Consider the following 19,818-nt stretch of genomic DNA (forward strand, 5'->3'; position numbering starts at 1 on the left):
GTTGAAAAATCAGACTGCTGATAGTACGGTTTGTAAAGAGCTACTTTACGCCTCTAAAGGTCAACTCTGCAACGCTAAAGGTCTACTTTACGACTCCTGATGCAGACCCCCTATTTCTTTTCGGGGCTGATCATTGAAACGGTGATTTGGTTCTTCTGCTTCAGGAGTTCGTTGGCAAATTTCTGGATATCTTTTGCTGTGATTCCATTGACAATCTGCTCGTAATCCTTTATCGGATTGATACCGGTATAGAGATATTCGTCTATGCTGTTCAGCCAGTAACCGTTTTCTTTCAGATTTTCGTTATGTTTCTTCAGCATGTACTCTTTCACTTTGTTCAGGCTGGCTTCATCGGGACCGTTTTTGGCGAAAGCTTCCGCTTCGGCATAGATAATCTTCATCAGCTTGTCCTGCTTGTCGGGAGCTGTATTGAAGAAGATTTGCAGAACGGCTCTTTCCGTAGGATATTTAACAAGTTGTCCCATAGGATATACACCATAAGTACCACCTTCATCTTCACGTACTTTCTCCGTATAGATTAAGTTCAGGAGCTGGTCGGTCATACTCATGAGAATATCGTTGCGGAGCGTGTATGCGCAAGTACCGCTGTAAGAGATGAAGTTATTAACCTTCGGAGTCTCTTGCTGACGGATAAACTCGTTCTTATAGATTCCTTTGCGCATTTCGATGTGGTTGTCCTTGAATGTTTCTTTGCGGTTGATAGAGGGTAATGCACCCAGATAAGATTCAATCAGAGGTTTCACGGCTTCCACATCGACGTTTCCTACTAAAATAAAGGTAAAGTCGCTGGCGTCTTTGAAACGGTCCTGATACATGGAAAGAATCTTGTCATAATCCATCTTGTCTACCATGTCGGCTTTCATTCTCAGAGTTCTGGGGTGCTTCATGTAAAGAGTGGACGTGATGGAGTCGCTGAACGAAGAATTCGGGTTCAGGTCCATGTTCTGCAATTCGGCCTTGCTGCGGTTTTTATAAGATGCAAAAGCATTGTCGTCACGTCTTGGAGCTGTGAAAGTCAGATAGGTGAGCTGCATCATTGTCTCAAAGTCTTTGGGTGAGCAACTGCCCGTTACGGCTTCTGTCTTATCGCCGATTCCGTAGTTTACGGAAGCTTTTTTACCGGCCAGCACTTTTTCCAGTTCAATAGCGCTGAAATTGCCAAGACCGCCTAATGCTACTGCATCCAATCCGTTGATATTGATGATTTCCGAGTCGGGGAAGAGTGAGCTACCACCCATACTTACACCTTTCATACGAATTTCATCGGCTTTGAAATCTGTCTTTTTGATGATAACCTTAACTCCGTTGGACAGTGTCAGCATAGTAGTTCCGAAGATATCGTCTTTCTTTTCAGATACGATTTTACCGCCTTTCGGGGCTTCTTTCATCAAGGGCTCGTTAGAAACTTTATCTACATACGGAGTAAGTTTCTCTGATTTTACCGCTTTCAGAAGGTTCTTGATAGCGTCCTCTGTAGGGAGCTTTAAGCCTTCTTTCTCAGGACCGAACAGGGCTACCACCTGGTTGCTGTCTGTCACCATTTGCTGCATCATCTGGTTCAGGGCGGTTACGGGAATAGCCGGTGCTATCTGGTTGATGATGGTATATTCGTTGGCAATGCCCGGGATAGGTTCGTTGTCGAGGAAGTGACGGACATATTCCTTTACATAGCTTTCATTCTTACGCTTGTCGCGTTCCTGGAAAGCCGATTCCAGATGGCGCAGATATTCTGCACGGGCACGGCTGTACTCGGTTTCGGTAAAGCCGAATTGGCGTGCACGCTCGATTTCGCGGAGAACGGTTGAGATACCGTTTTCAATGGCATCTTCCTTGCAGACTACAATTCCGGTAAAAGCATCCTTGGTCTTGGCCACGAAGAAGTCATCGTCATAGGTTGCAGCATAGATATAAGGCGGGTTAGCTGCCTGGAGCAATTCGTTCAGACGTGCATTCAACATGTTGGTAATCAGTGTTGCTGCATAGTCTTGCATCAGATAACCCACGTTGCTTTTCTCCTCTCTGGGAGTTGTTTCGTGCTTATTGAAGATAAAGGTTTGCACATAAGGCTGTTCCTTGTCACGTGCAACCAATATGATAGGTTCTTTATTATCGTTTACCGGGTAGTATTCGCGTTTGGCACCATTGGGCTGGGCGGGAATATCTGCAAACATCTTCTTAATCAGGGCTTCAGTGGCATCTACGTCAACGTCACCTACCACCATGATACCTTGTAAGTCGGGACGGTACCATTTTTCATAGTAGTCTCGTAAAGTCTGAGGCTTGAAGTTCATTACAACGTCCATAGTTCCGATAGGGAAGCAGTTGGCGTATTTTGTTCCGGCAAACATGGCGGGAAGCATTTTCTCCTGAAAACGTTGCATGGCACTCATGCGGGTACGCCATTCTTCATTGATAACGCCGCGTTCCTTGTCTATTTCTTTGGGATCCAGAATAAGGTCGTTGCTCCAGTCGTGAAGAATCAGCAGACAAGAGTCGATAGCACCCGGAGTATTGACCGGTACATTGGAAATGTTATAAACCGTTTCGTCTATGGACGTGTAGGCATTCAGGTTTTCACCGAACTTCACGCCGATGCGTTCCAGGTATTGTATCAGGGACTTTCCGGGGAAGTGAGTCGTTCCGTTGAAACACATGTGTTCCAGGAAGTGGGCAAGACCGCGCTGGTTGTCCTCTTCTTGTATGGAGCCTACTTTTTGGGCAATGTAGAAGTCGGCGCGGTTAGCCGGAAGACTGTTTTTACGGATGTAATAGGTCAACCCGTTGTCCAGCTTACCGATACGTACATCCTGATCGATAGGAATAGGCGGCAGTTGTTGCGCAGATACCTGTTGGAAGTTGCAGCATACGATTAATGCGGCAATCCATAAGTTACGTAATAAATGTTTCATCATTATTTGATTTTAAAATGTTTTTGCCTTATCTGTCGAAGTGATAAATAATAAATCACAAAAGAGTCTTGTTTTTTTATTTGATTGCTTCCCGGATGCGTACTAATCTGGTTAAAAGTCCTTCCAGTAAATCTAGTTTCAGCATATTGGCACCGTCACTTTTGGCTACGGCGGGATTTTCGTGTGTTTCGATGAACAAACCGTCTGCGCCTACTGCGATGCCTGCCTTTGCTATGGTTTCAATCAGCTGAGGCATACCGCCTGTAACGCCGCTGGTTTGGTTGGGTTGTTGCAGGGAGTGGGTGACGTCCAGTATGACGGGGAAGCCGAAGGTTTGCATTTCCGGTATTCCGCGATAGTCTACTACGAGGTCTTGATAGCCGAAGGTTGTCCCGCGTTCGGTAATCATCACGTTCTTATTGCCGGCTTCCACCACCTTGTCTGCAGCGAATTGCATGGCAAGCGGAGAGAGGAACTGTCCTTTCTTTATATTGACGGTCTTGCCGGTCTTGGCTGCGGCTACCAGCAGGTCGGTTTGTCTGCAAAGGAAAGCAGGGATTTGCAGAATATCTACATATTCGGCTGCCATGGCAGCTTCTTCGGCGGCATGGATGTCTGTTACGGTGGGTACTCCGAATGTGTCGTGCACTTTTTTTAGGATTTTCAGGGCTTTTTCATCACCTATACCCATGAAAGAGTCCAGACGCGAGCGGTTGGCTTTACGGTACGAGCCTTTGAATACGTAAGGAATCTGCAGTTTGTCGGTAATAGCTACTACGCGTTCGGCAATGCGCATTGCCATATCTTCTCCTTCAATAACACAAGGACCTGCCAGCAGAAAGAAGTTTCCGGCAGGATTATTTATCAGTTCAATCATACGTTTTTTTGAATTATGAGTTATGGATTACGAGCTATGAAAAGTTCATATCTCAGTTGGGTATAATCAATGTTATCGCTTCGTGCAGCACACCGATGTCCAATGGAAAATGCCGGTCGAGGATACGTCCGTCCAAATCGACGGAAGCATTTTGTGCACGTAATACCTTTATCTTTTGGGTACGGTAGGGTTTTACCACTTTATGGTTTAGAATCCGTCCTTCCATCAACATCCATATTCCCGAAAAGAGTTGCAACAGTTCGGGGCGGTAGATAACCGATACATCCAGCCAGCCATTGTAAGGTACTGCACTGGGTGCCTGTCCGTATCCCCATGCACTGCCTATGCACACCGTCATAATGCGCCCGCGTATATGCTCGCCGTTTATTTTAAGGTGCATACGATATAACTTCCGCTCAAAAATCAAGGAGATGAATGCCATAAAATAAGAAAGGAACTTTACCCCCCAGAAGCGCTTGCATTGGTCGGTGATTTTTACAATGCGGGCTCCAAGACCGATATTGATGGCATTCAGGAAATAGCGGGTCATGTGTTTTTGGCCGTCATAGTAATAACATGTGCCGACATCTATTTTACGGCGACGGTTATTTATGATACAATCTACGGCTTCCTTGTATTCCGAACTCATTTCCCAATATTTGGCAAAGTCATTGCCGATGCCATTGGGGATAATGCCGATAGCGATGTTCTCTTTATCTTCCGCGTTGGAAAGCATTATGCCGTTGATTGCATCGTTCAGTGCACCGTCACCTCCTACAACGACAATGGTGCGGTAACCGTTGTTGGCAAGTATGCCTGCCAGACGTTCTACGGAGCCGAACCCTTCGGACTGCACATAATCGTAAGACACGCCTTTGCTGTCCATATATGCTTTAATCTCTTTCCACCGTTTCTGCACTTTGCGCGTTCCGGCTTTGGGGTTATAGATTACGCCCCATTTATCGGGTTCTACACTCATATATCCGTTTCTTTCAATCGGTCCAACATTTTCATAAATCTGCCGCTTAAGCGGTGTTGCCGTCAAAGATACTAAATCTCTTTGAGTTTTGACTTTACAAAAGCTATCTTTTCTTCCATGGGCCACCGGGCGTCCATCCAATGGATAGTAAAGCCTCGTCTTTCCATCCCCCGGAACCAGGTCATCTGGCGTTTGGCAAATTGGTGGATGGCTATTTCCAGTTGGCTGAACATTTCATCATAGGTCAGCTTGCCAATGACGTAAAGTGTCAGATACTTGTATTCCAGTCCGTAGTAAATGAGGTCGTCGGGACAAATGCCTGAATCTATCAACCGGCGTACTTCATCTACCATTCCTTCGTCCAATCGTTGGCGCAGGCGACGGGTAATTTTCTCACGCCGAAGTTCCCGGTCTATGTCTACGCCGATGATGAGACTGTTCAGTTGTGGAAATGAGCGCGCGTCTATCGGAGTATGAGCATAATATTCTTCGATTTCAATGGCGCGGATGGCCCGTTTCACGGTATCTACATCCGTTGTATTGTGCAGGCTCTTATAGGTTTGCAATATTTCGGTAAGCTCTTCCAGTGATTTATTGGCCAGGCGGTTGCGCAATTCCGGATTCTCGGGTACAGGCAGTAGTTTGTATCCCTTGAGTACGGATTCCAAATACATTCCCGTTCCGCCGCATACAATGGGCAGGCAGCCTTTTTGTTTAATGCTTTCATAGGCGGTTAGGAAATCGCGTTGGTATTCAAATACATTGTATTTATATCCCGGGTCGGCTATATCAATAAGGTGGTAAGGTACTTGTCTGCCGTTTACAATGTAGTCGGCCAGGTCTTTTCCTGTACCGAGATCCATGCTCCGGTATATTTGCCGGGAGTCGGCACTGATGATTTCCGTATTGAGTTCTGCTGCCAACGCGGCGGCAAATGGAGTTTTGCCGGATGCTGTAGGGCCTAATATGGCGATTAAATCATAGTCAGGCATATACTAAGTATTTGTAATTCGTTTACAAAGATAATGCAATTTGCGGGTAGATAAAAAGAACCGGTTCATTTTATTCTGTGAGGATATAATTTCTCTTTACATTTAAAGCGTATATCTGAAAAAGGAAGTAAAAAAAACGTCCTTCTTCTTAAAAGGTGTTATAAAACATATCTTTTCCTTTGGATAATTTGCAGATTTAGCAAATGTCCGTATCTTTGCAATGTGTTTTTCATAGTATTAGATTTAAGGTTAACAAAGGTTGGAGTACAGCGGTACTCCTTTTTTTTGCTCTATACTTTCCTTATGCTGTTCTGGAAAAGACGGAATGAGTGGTATTGGGACAACCTTTGGATGAGGCTGTCAAAGTTACGCTGGATTACAAAGTTCCCGTAACGGCAGCCATCTTTATTGTTCCTTGCAGAAAAAATGGAATAGACAAACTGTTTTAACAGTTGAAACAGTTATCTTTCCCAAAAAATACGGAATGAACCGCCGCCCCGGTAATATCGGTTTGAAAGCAGAAAGGATGCTAAAAAGTTCTTGATTATTGAGTGTGCGAGGCAGGTTGTGCGTATTCCTTTTCAAAACGAAGTAGATATTTTCCGTAGCCGTAAAGAACGCGGCGGAGAGAAGATGCGCGATTTGAAAGAGGCAGTGACAAATGAATTCATTAGCAATGTAAGCGTAAAATAACCCAAGCTCAACCGGCAAATAATGGTACATTTGTCATCACTCGTCACTTTTGACTTCAATTAGCTGATTATATGGGAGTTGTACGGTTATAAGACACCTTATAACCGTGACGACCAAACATCGGTCGTCACCGCTTTTGGGCTACATTCCGTTGCTTTTTATTTAGTAATGCATTGATTAACAGCTTTAAAAACGTCTTGTACGTTCCTTATTCCAATATTGTTAAAATACCTTTTTCCATCGGCAGATTGAGGTCGTCCAGCGTATTGTCCTGCATAAGTCCCGTAATTCCACTGTAATTCTTGCGTATAAATTCGGATATTCTCCACGGGCTGTTCGGGGAAAGCCGGAAGATAAACAGCGCTTTGCTTCGTTGTTTTTGTTTGTCCGGACCCTGCAAAATGTCGTTATGCTTATGGTAAAACCCCGTTTTGCAGTTGCAGGCCCGGCGGTTGCCGGTTGCGGGCTGTCGGGCCCGCATATGCAGGCTCTTCGGCCCGCAACTGCAAAACGAAGTTTTACACCTTGCAAAGGCATAAAATCCATGAGGGAAAGCGGGGTTTTCAACGGTTTGTTTTCTGATTATTCCCGGTTGTTTCAGGGGTGGACACGAGGGATAAATCTCAAAACAAGAGGGGATTGCTTGCTTTCAGTCTGCTTTGATACGTACTTTGTGGAGCCTGAGAGATAGCTGCACCTGCAATATAAGTCACCGGTCCGCTTATCTTCCTTTCCAAATACTCATGATTTTTCTACGTATCATTACAATATTCAATGAAGATACTGCGAGGCATAGCAGGCAACCTGCTGTCCAGCATGGGAGCAGTGTCCCCGTCTCCAATTGCGGAAAGAGCGTGCCGATAATTTCCGTATAGTAACTGCGCACCCATGCCACTCCGCCGACAGACAATACCAGTACCGCCAGATTCAAGCCGCAGGTCAGGATATTGTAGGGAAGCGCCACACGATTGGGGCTATAGCCTATCAGAAGCAGATTTTCCAATTTTACGGTATTCTTTTGCAACAGCAGGAAGATGCTTAACATCAGGATATAAAAGGATAAAATGCTGATGAATAATCCTACTCCCATGACGATACCGGTGATGAGGCGCAGGAAATGCGTCGTTTTTCCGGCATCCAGTCCGTCGCCTTCGGGTTCATAGTGCTGCTGTTGGAAATAGTCGCTGACGGCTGTGTCGGCAGGATTCTTTACCTCGACGATGAGGCGGGAAGGCCGGGCTTCTTTGCCGGGGGCGAAACGTTGGTTTGCCCAGTCCATGAATGCCTGGGGAACAAGAATTGTATTCAGGCGGTTGGAGAACCCTACAATCTTACCTTTGAACTGCTCTGCACGTCCGTTGCCCCGTAGCATGATGTCCATCTGTATCAGGCTCATGAGGCCTTCGGAGAGTTTCGGCAGGTTACGGCTTTGTGCAAATCCGAAGTTATACAGATTCAGGTAATTGCGGGGAATGATGATGGGAATGACTTGGGCGGACTCGTCAAAATGCCAGTTATCCAGGCTGACATCTACATATTCGTCGGGTACGGACTCGAAAAACATTTCGGTGGAAAGATGTATTCCGGCTTCCTGCATGCCTAAGCCTGCGGATACTTTAAACAAGGAAGGGGTGAAGGCGCCCACGCTTTCGGTGAAAGACTGTTCTTTCATCTCTTCGATTTCCTTGGGGGAGAAGGTGTTGCTTCTTCCGGTAAAACTGCCGAGTGCGCTGATTTTCTTTGTGGCGATGATATAATTCTTTTTCATGAAGCTGTCTCCCTGCGTGAAAACGGGGAGTACATCCCGGTAGAATTGTACGCTCAGTAATACAATCAGCATGCCGAAGAGGTTGGCGAGGAAAAAGCCGGTCAACTGGCCTATACTGATATGTTGGCGGAGAAGTTTCCAAACAAGTCTGTTCATGGTGCGGATAATGGTTTATGCGTTATAGGCGGAAGGTTTCATCGTATTCGAGCTCCAGGTGCTTCCCGATGGATGTGACAATAATGCCTGCTCCCTGCTTGCCCGCCTCTTCCATGAGCAACCGGCTCATTATGGCACTGTTGTCGTTGTCCAGGTGGCTGATGGGTTCGTCCAGGAAGATAAAGTCGAACGGCTGGCAAAGGCTGCGGATAAAAGCGACGCGTTGCTGCTGCCCGAAGGAAAGCTTGCCGGCTCTTTCGTCGGTTTTGTCGGGAATGCCGGTTGCTTCGAAAAGGGCGAGAATTTCTTTTTTCTTCTTATGGTTGGTCAGGCGGTTCTTTAACAAGACGTTCTCAAGGGCGGTCAGCTCGGGGAAGATACGCAGTTCCTGGAAAAGGATGCTGAGCGAATGTTTCCTTACATCTGCCCATTCGCCGACGGAGAATGAGCGGATGTTGCGTCCGTCGAAACTGATGATGCCCTGATAGTCGCGCCGATACCCGTAGATATAGCTGCACAAGGAGGATTTTCCGGTGCCGGAGGAAGCCTCTATCAGATAGCGCTTTCCTTTGTCGAACACGATGTCCTGATGCCACACCTGTGAAATGACGGTGTCACGGGCGGCAAAGACCTGGGGCAGGGTATGCTGTAAATGAATGTGGTCCATTACTTATGATTTACAAATTACGCATTGCGTGCTGAATATAAATCGCTGAATGCCAGCTGCCGGTTACATCCCTATGAACAACTTGGCAAAGTCGGTAAGCTGTTTCAGGGCATTCTCGTTCTTTTCGTTCAGAACGACCGTAAAGTTGGTCCGGTTCTTGTCTCCCCGCAGGTTCAGCTCTTCTATTTTCATAATCAGTTGATAGAGGATGTTGACTTCCGGTTCGTTCGGAGCATATTCCATAAGCACCCGCAGGTTGCTTAAAGTAAGCAATTCGTTGCTGGTCAATGAAATGTTGAAGGCTCGTCCGTGCATCATGTTCAGCATGGCCTGTTGCAGCTCCCGCGAATTTTGAGGGTGGAAAGGCTGGTTGCTTTCTTTGGTATTTCCTTTGAAATCGGCGTTTTGCAAGGTAGCGTATATACGTCCGTTTTCAAACAGGACATAACCCAGCAGTTGCGTGCCGTGCGGCCAGGTCAGTACACCGCGAACGTCCATGGGGAGGGCATCGGGAGTTGCCAGCAGGCGTATGTCTCCTTTTTGTTGCATCATCGGGGCGAAGTATTTGCCGGTGCGGATGCTTTTGTCGGCAGGTTGTTGCATGAGGGCGGTGATGGCGGGTTGCAGCTTCTTCAACTGTTCCGTACTGCCGCCGTAAACTCCCAGCAGAGTGCCGTCGTTGTAGGCAAGCAGTACTCCTGCGTCTTTTATTTCAACGCTCCGGTAACCGCCGGCCTCGACCGGGGCGGTGCACAACTGTTCCTGGACAAGCAGCCGGAGCATGGCTTCAAACTTCTTTAAATCGGCAATTTTCAGGGTGATTGCCGTGTTGTGCAGCGTAGGGGCTTCGAATACGTAGAGCGGGGCGTTCCAGTCTATCCCGCTTTCGGCAGGGTCTTTCAGAAGAGTTTCCGCTTCTTGTTTCAGGTTGGCGCTCCCGCCTTCAAGGAGCAGCCCCAGGAACTTCTGCAAGGTGGCCCGGCTGTCTGAGGTATTCAATCCGGCTTTATCGACGATGCTTTTTAGGTCGAGTGCCGCCACTTCTGTGGCATTGGCGGGGATTACATGCGTGCATTCTGTTTTTTGCCCGGTTTCGCTGCATGAGCTCAGGCATAGCACTGTTAATAAAACCGGCAGCAAATAGAAGGAAATACTCTTTCTCATATCGTATTATTGGTTTTGTAGATTCAATATGTGGCAGGCTACGAGTGCCGCCGTTTCAGTGCGCAGTCGGGAACGGCCGAGGCTGATGGGCTCGAATCCGTTTTCAATGGCCTGTTTCACCTCTTCTTCACTGAAGTCGCCTTCCGGTCCGATAAGCACCAGCGCGTCTTCTCCTTTACGGACAACATCTTTCAATAAAGGTTTTTCTCCTTCGTAACAATGCGCGATGAATTTACGGCCTTCGAAAGGCTGGCTGATGAACCGGTTGAAGTCGGTCATTCCGTTCAGGCGGGGCAGGCGTGCTTTCAGCGACTGCTTGATGGCGGATACCAGTATCTTGGCAATGCGCTCCGTTTTGATTATTTTACGTTCGGAAAAACGGCAGTTCAGGAAAGTCAGTTCGTCAAAGCCTATTTCGGTGGCTTTCTCTGCAAACCATTCCGTGCGGTCCATATTCTTGGTGGGAGCCATTGCAATGTGCAGGTGTCCGCTCCATAAAGGCGCTTGGGGGATGGTTTCAAGTATGTTGACAAGGCAACGCTTGGTCGTGGCGGTACTGATTTCCGCACGGTAGAAGTTGCCTTTGCCGTCGGTCAGCGTTACCTCGTCGCCTGTTTGCAGCCGCAGTACGCGGACTGCGTGAGCGGCTTCTTCTTCGGGCAGTTCGGCTTGCGATTGTATGTCGGGGGTGTAGAATACGTGCATGATTGTTTATGGTTTCTTATGCTGGTTGATAATATCCCTTAGTTGTGCAGCCCGTTCGTAGTCTTCTGCGTCTATGGCGTTTTGAAGGGCTTCCTTTAATTGTTTCAGGGTCTTTTTCCGTGTAGCGGCATCTGCGGCGGCATCATCCGTCTGTTGGGTGGGAGTGATGCTGTGCTCTGTTTTCAGGCATTCGGCTTCTAAAATATCATCGTATATGAAAATGGGGGCATCCATGCGCAAGGCGAGGGCCACGGCATCGCTGGTACGTGCGTCGATGCGCAGGATGGTCTCTTCCGTTTTCATATAGAGGTAAGAATAGAAAACACCGTTGTCCACTTTGTAAATAAGCACGCGCAGCAAGGTTGCCCCCAGTACCTTGAGAACTGAGGCAAACAGCGTATGCGTCAGCGGCCGGGGAGGAACGATGCCTCTCATTTCAATCATCATGGATTGTGCCTCGGCACTGCCTATGATAACCGGCAGTTGCCGCATGCCGTTTATCTCGCCCAGCACCATGGCATAAGCGCCGGCCTGTGCCTGGCTGTTTGAGATATTCAATACTTGCAGCTCAATCTTTTTTTTGTTCATCGGCTGTAGTTACTTTAAATCTTCCGGATGGTGTTTGTACTTGAATACGATGGCAAACACCACTGCTACGGTCAGCGCGTAGATTGCAAATACGTACCATGCCGATTGCCATTGCGCTATCTGCGGGACATTGCTGTTGAAATCTACAAAGTGATTCACTACCGCCTGTGCACCCAGTGTGCCGATAGTGGCACCGAAACCGTTTGTCATGATAACGAACAGTCCCTGTGCGCTGGAACGGATGCCCCGGTCGGTCTCTCTGTCAACAAACAGCGAACCGGATATGTTGAAGAAATCGAATGCCACACCGTACACAATCATGGAAAGTACAAACATCCATACGCCGCTTCCGGGATTGCCCATGCCGAAGAGCCCGAAGCGCAATACCCATGCCAGCATGGCAATCAGCATCACCTGCTTGATGCCGAAGCGTTTCAGGAAGAAAGGTATCAGCAGGATGCAGAGTGTTTCGGATATTTGCGACAGCGAAATCAGTATGTTGGCATGTTGCACTCCGAAAGTGCCGGCATATTCGGGAATACTGCCGAAACTGCTGATGTAGGGGTTGGCAAATCCGTTGGTAATCTGCAAGGAAACGCCCAGCAGCATGGAGAAAATGAAGAAAACAGCCATTTTCTTCTGCTTGAATAGCGTAAAGGCGCGTAAGCCCAGTGCCTCTACCAATGATTTGGCATTGTCGCCCTTGCTGGTGGGGCATTCCGGCAGGGTCAGCGCATATACGCCATACGCTACTCCGATGATGGCGCAGGCAAAGAACTGCCCGTAATTATTTTGCAGTCCGAGCAGGTCCACCACCCACATGGAGCAGATGAATCCGATTGTGCCGAAAATACGTATGGGAGGGAATGTCTTGATGGTATCCAGTCCGGCTTTGTCGAGTGCGGTGTAGGCCACGGAGTTCGACAATGCCAATGTAGGCATATAGAAAGCAACGCTTAGCGAGTAAAGTGTGAACAGGGTTCCGAAATCTACCTCCGCACCTTTCGTCATGCCGTAGTATCCGGCTGCGGCCATGAACAGGGCTGCGGTGAAGTGACTGAAGCTTAACAGCTTTTGTGCCGGTATCCAGCGGTCGGCAATGATGCCGAGAACGGCAGGCATAAACAACGATACGATTCCCTGCATGGCGTAAAACATACCGATGTGCTCGTGCAGGCCTACGTTTACCAGGTAACTGCCCATTGATGTGAGGTATGCTCCCCACACGGCAAACTGTAGGAAATTCATAATGATTAAGCGAATCTTGATGCTCATAATGCTTTCTATAAATTAACGTGTCTTTCGAAGTTGAACTAATTAATAAAACGCAAATGTAGACAAATTATCGGAAAAGGCGATGTATAAAGCATCAAAAAAAGGGAAGGCGGGAGGTATAAAAAAAAGAAGGCTATCTATCCCAGACAGCCAATCTTTATTAACCTTAAATCTAATACCATGAAAAACACGGTGCAAAGATAAAGGGATTTATGTTATAAAACATAATGTTTTGCTTGTTTTCTTTAGTATATTAACAATGTTTAGTATATGAAGGGCTTTTTCTGTCCTTCCTGTACAGAAGCCGGTTCCTGCTTATTCCACGTATAGCACAAGTCCTTTCAGGTATTCGCCTTCGGGGTGATAGATGCTTACCGGGTGGTCGGCGGGCTGCGTCAACTGGTGCAGGATGCGCACGCTGCGGCCCGACATGGCAGCGGCGGTGAATACGGCAGTGCGGAAATTCTCTTTGCTGACGGCCTGCGAACAGGAGAATGTGAAAAGTATGCCTCCCGGTTTGATTTTCTCGAAAGCTTTGACGTTGAGTTTCCGATAGCCTTGCAGGGCGTTGCGCAGGGCATCGCGGTGCTTGGCAAATGCCGGCGGGTCCAGAATGATAAGGTCGTATTGGTCGCCCATGCGGTCAAGGTACTTAAAGGCATCCTCTGCATAGGCTGCATGACGGTTGTCGCCGGGAAAGTTCAATTCGATATTCTTGTTGGTCAGGTCGATGGCTTTGGCCGAGCTGTCTACGGAATGTACCAGTGTGGCATTGCCGCGCATGGCGTAAACCGAAAAACCGCCGGTATAGCAGAACATGTTCAGCACACTGCGGCCGTTGGCATAGCGTTCCAGCAGTGAACGGTTCTCGCGCTGGTCTACAAAGAAACCGGTTTTCTGGCCTTTCAGCCAGTCGATATGGAATTTCAGACCGTATTCCATGGCGATGTTATCCGCGCTTCCCCCTTTCAGGAAACCGTTTTCAGGATAGAGGTCGGCTTTGAAGGGGAGTGTCGTTTCGGATTTATAGTATATATTGTCTATTTGGTCGCCCATCACCTCGGTCAGTGCATCGGCTATCGCCATGCGGTCGAGGTGCATACCGGCGGAATGTGCCTGCATCACGGCTGTGCGGGCATAGATGTCAATCACGAGCCCCGGCAGGTTGTCGCCCTCGCCGTGTACCAGACGGTAAGTGTTGTTGGTGGGATTTCCGGCTATGCCGATGCTGCGTCGCATATCGTAAGCTATGCTGAGTTTGCGTTTCCAGAAGCCGGCATCGATAGCCTCGTCCCGGCAGAAGCTGAGTACACGGACGGCAATGCTGCCGATTTGGAAATGTCCTTTGGCTATGAACTCTTTTTTGGATGTATAGATTTCAACAACTTCCCCTTCCTCCGGCTCTCCGTCGAAATGTGCGATGGCACCTGAAAACACCCAGGGGTGAAAACGTTTTAATGATTCTTCCTTACCTGGCTTTAGATATACTTTATACATAATTATAATTAAGATGTGGTAACGTTATAATGTGGTTGTGTGGCAACTTTCTTCGATTGCCAGTTCAAAATCACCGGTACGCTTCAGCTCCTGCAGCCGGTTGTATATGTTCAGGCAGGCCCATGCGTCGGTAGCTGCGTATTGTTGTTGGGACGGTGTCAGCACATCGGCTTCCCAGTTGGACAGGCGCTGGCTCTTTGAAATCTTTTCTCCGAAAAGGATGGCATATATCTTTTGAAGGCTTCTGTCCTGAATGCCGAACGTGCGGACATATTCCTGCAGCTCGATGCAGCCGCGCTGTTCAAACGGAGCACGTTTGTGCAGCATCATGAAGTCGTCGCGCAGGGAGAGGCCGACTTTGGTTACGGCGGGGGTTTCGAGCAATGTGATAACCGGAAGGGTGAGCCCGGTGAGGTTGAGGCGGAAAAGGAAACAATGCTCTTCCGATGAAATCTGCAATAAAGCCACCTTATGCGACTGCCCTTTGGTGAATGACGGACGCGTTTCGCTGTCGATACCCAGTATGGAGCATTTTTTCAGATAAGCCACAGCACGCTCTGCCTCTTGAGGAGTCTGGACAACGTGTATCTGTCCGGGGAAGACGGCTTTCGGCATGTCCTTTACTTCTTCTTTATTTATACTTCTTCTGATAATCATAGCTTAAAGTTTATTCATCTTCCTCCGCTTCCTCGTTTTCCTCTTCCTCATCCGGTTGGTTGTACTTCACATCGTGCAGGGCACGCAGGGTGTTCACCAGCTTTTGGCCCCAGTATAGGGCGAAGTGTTCCTGGCAGGCGGCGAGTGAATCGTTCATCGTCTCGTTGAGTCCCAGCTGGAATACGAAAATAAAGTCTCTGATGTCCTGGTAGATGTCGGCCAAATCCTCGGAAATGTTTTTGGTGATGGGCTGGTCGCTGTACTTCATATCCGATACAAATACATCCAGGTAATCGTCCTTTTCGGCAAGAATACCGGCCAGGTTCATGCGGAGTATTTCGTAAGTTTCCTCTGTTACGAATGTTTCGAGGGCTTCATCGCCTATCGTTTCGCATTTGGGAAGCATGGATGCCTTGAGATAAAGCAGGGGAAGTATCTTTAAGGATGTATCGACGAAGACGGAACGCTTCATGGTTTCCGTCTGTTCCAGAAACTTGCAGAACTCGGCAGCTACGGTTACGAATTCCACGACATTGCGGTCGAATATCACTTGACTTTCTTTTTTCATATCTTCTTGATTTGAAACGCAAAGGTACGAAAAAGGTTTGAAAGCATTACTGCATAAGCTTTTTTTTGTTACTTTTGCGTCATTGTACGGATATTAGCAGAATACATTATGGTCAAAAAAAATACAACTAAAGATACGGAACACTCTATCTCTTTTTTCGGAAAGGCAGCTGCTGTCTTAAAGAATGAAACCGTTCATTTTGTTGCCGGTCTGATACTGGTAATCTTTTCGGTTTATCTGCTGCTGGCCTTTTCGTCTTTCTTCTTTACGGGGGCGGCAGACCAGAGCATTATAGATTCGGGTAATGCGCAGGAACTGATTTCCACGCATAACGGCGTGAAGAACTATGCCGGTTCGCGTGGGGCGCAGCTTGCCAGTTATTTGATAAACGATTGCTTCGGCATCTCTTCCTTTTTCATCTTGGTGTTTCTGGCTGTAGCCGGATTAAAGCTGATGCGTGTCCGCGTGGTACGTTTGTGGAAGTGGTTCATAGGATGCTCCCTGCTGCTGATTTGGTTCTCGATATTCTTCGGGTTCGTGTTTGTGGACCAATATAAGGACTCTTTCCTCTATCTGGGCGGCATGCACGGATATAATGTCAGCAACTGGCTGGTGTCTCAAGTGGGAGTGCCGGGGTTGTGGATGATACTGCTGGTTACTGCTATATGCTTCCTTATTTATCTGAGTGCACGTACCGTTATCTGGTTGAGAAAACTTTTCAGTCTCAGTTTCCTGAAACATAAAGAAAAGGCGGAACGCAAATCCGGTGAAGCTCCGGAAGAGTTTACAGATTCCTGGACTGTAAAGGGGAAGAAGTCGCCGGTAATGGCGGAAACGGCTTCTGATGCGGGAAGAGAAGAAGAAACGAAGGCTCCGGAAGAAGCCGGAAAAGAAGAGAAGGATGAGGATGCTCATGAGATAATGCTCGACCTGGGAGATGCCGCAACGCATAAAGCTTCACTTGCCAAAGAAAAAGAAGAAGACGAAGTGCTTATGACGATTGAGACTCCGCCGTCCGATACCGTTTCCGCCATTCCGGCATCGGGACGGCAAGAGGAAAAAGGTCCTGTCTTTGAGGTGGAGACAGTGGAGGATGAAGAGTATCGCGGTCCGGAAATAGAGCCGTATAACCCTTGTCTTGACTTGGAAAACTATCATTATCCGACCATTGACCTGATGAAGCATTATGACAATGCCGAACCGACCATCGATATGGCAGAACAGAATGCCAATAAGGATAAGATTATCAATACGCTGCGCAGCTTCGGTATCGAAATCAGTACCATTAAAGCTACGGTGGGCCCTACGGTGACGCTGTATGAGATTACGCCGGAACAGGGTGTCCGTATCTCCAAGATACGCGGTCTGGAAGATGATATCGCACTCAGCCTTTCCGCGCTGGGCATCCGTATCATTGCTCCGATACCGGGAAAGGGAACAATCGGTATTGAAGTGCCTAATTCCAATCCGAAGATTGTCTCGGGCCAGAGCATCATCGGCAGTAAGAAGTTTCAGGAGTCTACGTACGACCTGCCTATTGCATTGGGCAAGACCATTACCAATGAGGTCTTTATGGTGGATTTGTGTAAAATGCCCCACGTGCTCGTGGCGGGTGCTACCGGTCAGGGTAAGTCTGTCGGGTTGAATGCCATCATTACTTCCCTGCTCTATAAGAAGCATCCCGCGGAACTGAAGTTCGTGCTGGTGGACCCGAAGAAAGTGGAGTTCAGTATCTATTCGGTGATAGAACATCATTTCCTTGCCAAGCTGCCCGACGGTGAGGATGCCATTATAACGGATGTTACCAAGGTTGTACAGACTTTGAACTCTATCTGTATCGAAATGGACACCCGTTACGACCTGCTGAAAGCTGCACATGTGCGTAATATCAAAGAATACAACGAGAAGTTTATCAACCGCCGCCTGAATCCGGAAAAGGGACATAAGTTCATGCCGTATATCGTGGTGGTGATTGATGAGTTCGGCGATTTGATTATGACAGCCGGTAAGGATGTGGAACTGCCTATTGCCCGTATCGCCCAGTTGGCGCGTGCCGTAGGTATACACATGATTATCGCTACCCAGCGTCCTACGACGAATATCATTACGGGTACGATTAAGGCCAACTTCCCGGCACGTATCGCTTTCCGGGTGTCGGCTATGGTGGACTCCCGTACCATCCTCGACCGGCCGGGAGCCAACCAGTTGATCGGTCGCGGCGATATGCTGTTCCTGCAAGGTGCGGACCCGGTTCGTGTGCAGTGCGCGTTTATCGATACGCCGGAAGTGGCGGAGATAACGAAATTCATAGCCCGTCAGCAGGGGTATCCCACTGCATTCTACCTGCCTGAGTATGTGGATGAAAATGCAAACGGCGATTTGGGCGATGTGGATATGGGACGTCTTGACCCGCTGTTTGAAGATGCCGCCCGGCTGATAGTGTATCAGCAGCAAGGTTCCACTTCGCTTATCCAGCGTAAATTTGCCATCGGTTATAATCGTGCGGGGCGTATTATGGACCAGTTGGAGAAAGCCGGGATTGTAGGTCCGGCGCAAGGCAGTAAAGCGCGTGAGGTGTTCTGCGTGGATATAACGGACTTGGAAACGCGCTTGAACAATTTGTAACAAATCAACGTTTGAAGTACATGAAAATCAACAGTCTTTTATTCACAGTCTGGATGCTTTTCCTGACTATCCCTACGGTTGCACAGCAGCCGGATGCCAGAGATATACTTGACCGTGCGGCAGATGCTTTTCGCAGGGAAGGTGGGGTCAAAATCACTTTCTCCGTCCGTGCGCCTGAAGGAAATACGAACGGTTCCATCCGTTTGAAAGGCGATAAATTTCTGCTGGAGACGGAAGGAGTGACGACATGGTTCGACGGACGCACACAGTGGAGTTATCTTGCTTCGAGCGATGAGGTTAATGTTTCCGAACCCACTCCCGAAGAGTTGCAGAGCATCAATCCTTATTCGTGGTTGTCGCTCTATAAGCAGGATTATAAGCTGAAAGTGGCTAAAACCGGCAATGCTTCGGATGATACGGCGTATAAAGTGGTGATGAACGCTACCAAACGCAGCCAGGATATGCAATGTATTATCCTGTATATAGAAAAAGGTTCGTTCCGCCCGTTAAAACTGAGTATGGTTCAGCGGGGCAGCAAAGATGCGGCAGTAGTGTTCATAAATTCCTATCAGACGGGCAAGAACTATGATGACAGCCTTTTTGTGTTTGACAGGAAAGCATATCCTACAGCCGAACTGGTTGATTTAAGATGATAAACGTTACTAATAAAAAAGAATAATATGGAAGCAGAAAAAGTAAAGTGTTTAATTATAGGTTCCGGTCCTGCCGGATATACCGCAGCTATCTATGCTGCACGTGCCAATCTTTCTCCGGTGCTTTATGAGGGGCTTCAACCCGGCGGACAGTTGACCACCACCACCGATATCGAGAATTTTCCCGGTTATCCGGAAGGTATCAGCGGTACGCAGATGATGGAGGATTTGCGCAAACAGGCTGAACGCTTCGGTGCGGACTTGCGTTTCGGCGTGGCTACGGCTGCCGATTTGAGTAAGTCTCCCTATAAGATAACCATTGATGAAGAAAAGGTCATTGAAGCGCAAACCGTTATTATTGCTACCGGTGCTGCTGCCAAGTATTTAGGACTGGAAGACGAGAAGAAATATGCCGGCATGGGTGTCAGCGCCTGTGCTACCTGTGACGGTTTCTTCTATCGGAAGAAGGTCGTAGCGGTAGTTGGCGGCGGCGATACGGCATGTGAGGAAGCCTCTTATCTGGCGGGTCTGGCAAGCAAAGTGTACCTGATTGTGCGTAAACCGTTCTTGCGTGCTTCCAAGATTATGCAGAAGCGTGTAATGGAGAATGAGAAAATAGAAGTTTTGTTTGAACACAATGCAGTAGGATTATATGGAGATAACGGTGTGGAAGGCGTACACTTGGTGAAGCGTATGGGTGAAGCGGACGAACAGCGTTATGACCTGGCTATCGACGGCTTTTTCCTGGCTATCGGCCATAAGCCTAATTCCGATATTTTCAAACCGTATGTCGACACCGACGAAACGGGCTATATACTGACAGATCCCGGTACTCCCCGTACAAAGGTTCCCGGAGTGTTTGCAGCGGGAGATGTTGCCGACCCTCATTACCGTCAGGCCATCACAGCGGCAGCTACAGGATGTATGGCAGCGATTGAGGCGGAAAGATTCTTGTTAAATTAAAAATTGGGAATTGAGAATAAAAAAATAGGGCTGCGCAATACAAGTGTTGTATAACAAACAC

Annotated in this window: 18 protein-coding genes; 4 read left to right on the top strand and 14 right to left on the bottom strand. The window is 47.9% G+C overall.

What is annotated here, in order from left to right:
* Window positions 1–110 precede the first annotated feature (110 nt).
* From NQ565_RS06910 to miaA, 4 genes are all read right to left on the bottom strand, one after another.
* On the bottom strand, window positions 111–2,930 hold the full coding sequence (locus NQ565_RS06910; protein WP_040316358.1) for a M16 family metallopeptidase: 2,820 nt from the start codon (window positions 2,928–2,930) through the stop codon (window positions 111–113).
* Window positions 2,931–3,006: 76 nt separating this feature from the next.
* Complete coding sequence (gene kdsA, locus NQ565_RS06915) at window positions 3,007–3,807, bottom strand: 3-deoxy-8-phosphooctulonate synthase (RefSeq protein ID WP_005657876.1); 801 nt, start codon at window positions 3,805–3,807, stop codon at window positions 3,007–3,009.
* A 52-nt stretch (window positions 3,808–3,859) separates the two neighbouring features.
* Window positions 3,860–4,786, bottom strand: coding sequence for a diacylglycerol/lipid kinase family protein (locus NQ565_RS06920; RefSeq protein ID WP_005657874.1), 927 nt, complete (start codon window positions 4,784–4,786; stop codon window positions 3,860–3,862).
* A gap of 71 nt (window positions 4,787–4,857) precedes the next feature.
* The gene (miaA, locus tag NQ565_RS06925) at window positions 4,858–5,778 is read right to left on the bottom strand and encodes a tRNA (adenosine(37)-N6)-dimethylallyltransferase MiaA (RefSeq protein ID WP_005657872.1); all 921 of its coding nucleotides are present in this window, start codon (window positions 5,776–5,778) and stop codon (window positions 4,858–4,860) included.
* A gap of 540 nt (window positions 5,779–6,318) precedes the next feature.
* Between miaA and NQ565_RS06930 the strand changes: the two genes are divergently transcribed.
* Complete coding sequence (locus NQ565_RS06930; RefSeq protein WP_155817349.1) at window positions 6,319–6,471, top strand: hypothetical protein; 153 nt, start codon at window positions 6,319–6,321, stop codon at window positions 6,469–6,471.
* A 208-nt stretch (window positions 6,472–6,679) separates the two neighbouring features.
* Here NQ565_RS06930 and NQ565_RS06935 read toward each other — a convergent pair whose 3' ends face one another.
* The 10 genes from NQ565_RS06935 to NQ565_RS06980 all read right to left on the bottom strand — a co-directional run bounded on the left by NQ565_RS06935 (window position 6,680) and on the right by NQ565_RS06980 (window position 15,516).
* Complete coding sequence (locus NQ565_RS06935) at window positions 6,680–6,952, bottom strand: hypothetical protein (RefSeq protein ID WP_005657865.1); 273 nt, start codon at window positions 6,950–6,952, stop codon at window positions 6,680–6,682.
* A 240-nt stretch (window positions 6,953–7,192) separates the two neighbouring features.
* The gene (locus NQ565_RS06940; protein WP_005657863.1) at window positions 7,193–8,395 is read right to left on the bottom strand and encodes a hypothetical protein; all 1,203 of its coding nucleotides are present in this window, start codon (window positions 8,393–8,395) and stop codon (window positions 7,193–7,195) included.
* Between the two features lie 22 nt (window positions 8,396–8,417).
* On the bottom strand, window positions 8,418–9,062 hold the full coding sequence (locus NQ565_RS06945) for an ATP-binding cassette domain-containing protein (protein WP_005657862.1): 645 nt from the start codon (window positions 9,060–9,062) through the stop codon (window positions 8,418–8,420).
* A 63-nt stretch (window positions 9,063–9,125) separates the two neighbouring features.
* Entirely contained in the window at window positions 9,126–10,226 is a 1,101-nt protein-coding gene (locus NQ565_RS06950) for a DUF4836 family protein (RefSeq protein ID WP_005657860.1), read from the bottom strand.
* A 6-nt stretch (window positions 10,227–10,232) separates the two neighbouring features.
* Window positions 10,233–10,931 carry a 16S rRNA (uracil(1498)-N(3))-methyltransferase gene (locus NQ565_RS06955; RefSeq protein WP_005657858.1) on the bottom strand — a complete coding sequence of 233 codons (699 nt, stop codon included), beginning with the start codon at window positions 10,929–10,931 and terminating at the stop codon, window positions 10,233–10,235.
* Between the two features lie 6 nt (window positions 10,932–10,937).
* Entirely contained in the window at window positions 10,938–11,519 is a 582-nt protein-coding gene (locus NQ565_RS06960) for a bifunctional nuclease family protein (RefSeq protein ID WP_005657856.1), read from the bottom strand.
* Between the two features lie 9 nt (window positions 11,520–11,528).
* Window positions 11,529–12,794 carry an MFS transporter gene (locus tag NQ565_RS06965; RefSeq protein ID WP_005657854.1) on the bottom strand — a complete coding sequence of 422 codons (1,266 nt, stop codon included), beginning with the start codon at window positions 12,792–12,794 and terminating at the stop codon, window positions 11,529–11,531.
* A gap of 315 nt (window positions 12,795–13,109) precedes the next feature.
* Window positions 13,110–14,291, bottom strand: a complete 1,182-nt coding sequence (locus NQ565_RS06970) for a class I SAM-dependent rRNA methyltransferase (RefSeq protein ID WP_005657852.1) — start codon at window positions 14,289–14,291, stop codon at window positions 13,110–13,112.
* Window positions 14,292–14,315: 24 nt separating this feature from the next.
* The gene (locus NQ565_RS06975; RefSeq protein ID WP_005657850.1) at window positions 14,316–14,948 is read right to left on the bottom strand and encodes a 3'-5' exonuclease; all 633 of its coding nucleotides are present in this window, start codon (window positions 14,946–14,948) and stop codon (window positions 14,316–14,318) included.
* 10 nt (window positions 14,949–14,958) lie between these two features.
* A complete protein-coding gene (locus NQ565_RS06980) occupies window positions 14,959–15,516 on the bottom strand; it encodes a DUF5063 domain-containing protein (RefSeq protein ID WP_005657849.1) in 558 nt (185 codons plus the stop codon).
* A gap of 108 nt (window positions 15,517–15,624) precedes the next feature.
* Here NQ565_RS06980 and NQ565_RS06985 point away from each other — a divergent pair, with 108 nt between their 5' ends.
* Genes NQ565_RS06985 through trxB form a run of 3 tightly spaced genes read left to right on the top strand, consistent with a single transcriptional unit; the run spans window position 15,625 to window position 19,757 of the window.
* The gene (locus NQ565_RS06985) at window positions 15,625–18,141 is read left to right on the top strand and encodes an FtsK/SpoIIIE family DNA translocase (protein WP_005657847.1); all 2,517 of its coding nucleotides are present in this window, start codon (window positions 15,625–15,627) and stop codon (window positions 18,139–18,141) included.
* 20 nt (window positions 18,142–18,161) lie between these two features.
* Complete coding sequence (locus NQ565_RS06990) at window positions 18,162–18,794, top strand: LolA-like putative outer membrane lipoprotein chaperone (RefSeq protein ID WP_005657845.1); 633 nt, start codon at window positions 18,162–18,164, stop codon at window positions 18,792–18,794.
* Between the two features lie 27 nt (window positions 18,795–18,821).
* Complete coding sequence (gene trxB / locus NQ565_RS06995; protein WP_005657843.1) at window positions 18,822–19,757, top strand: thioredoxin-disulfide reductase; 936 nt, start codon at window positions 18,822–18,824, stop codon at window positions 19,755–19,757.
* Window positions 19,758–19,818: the final 61 nt, after the last annotated feature.

Source organism: Bacteroides stercoris ATCC 43183, from assembly GCF_025147325.1.
In the GTDB taxonomy this organism is placed as follows: domain Bacteria; phylum Bacteroidota; class Bacteroidia; order Bacteroidales; family Bacteroidaceae; genus Bacteroides; species Bacteroides stercoris.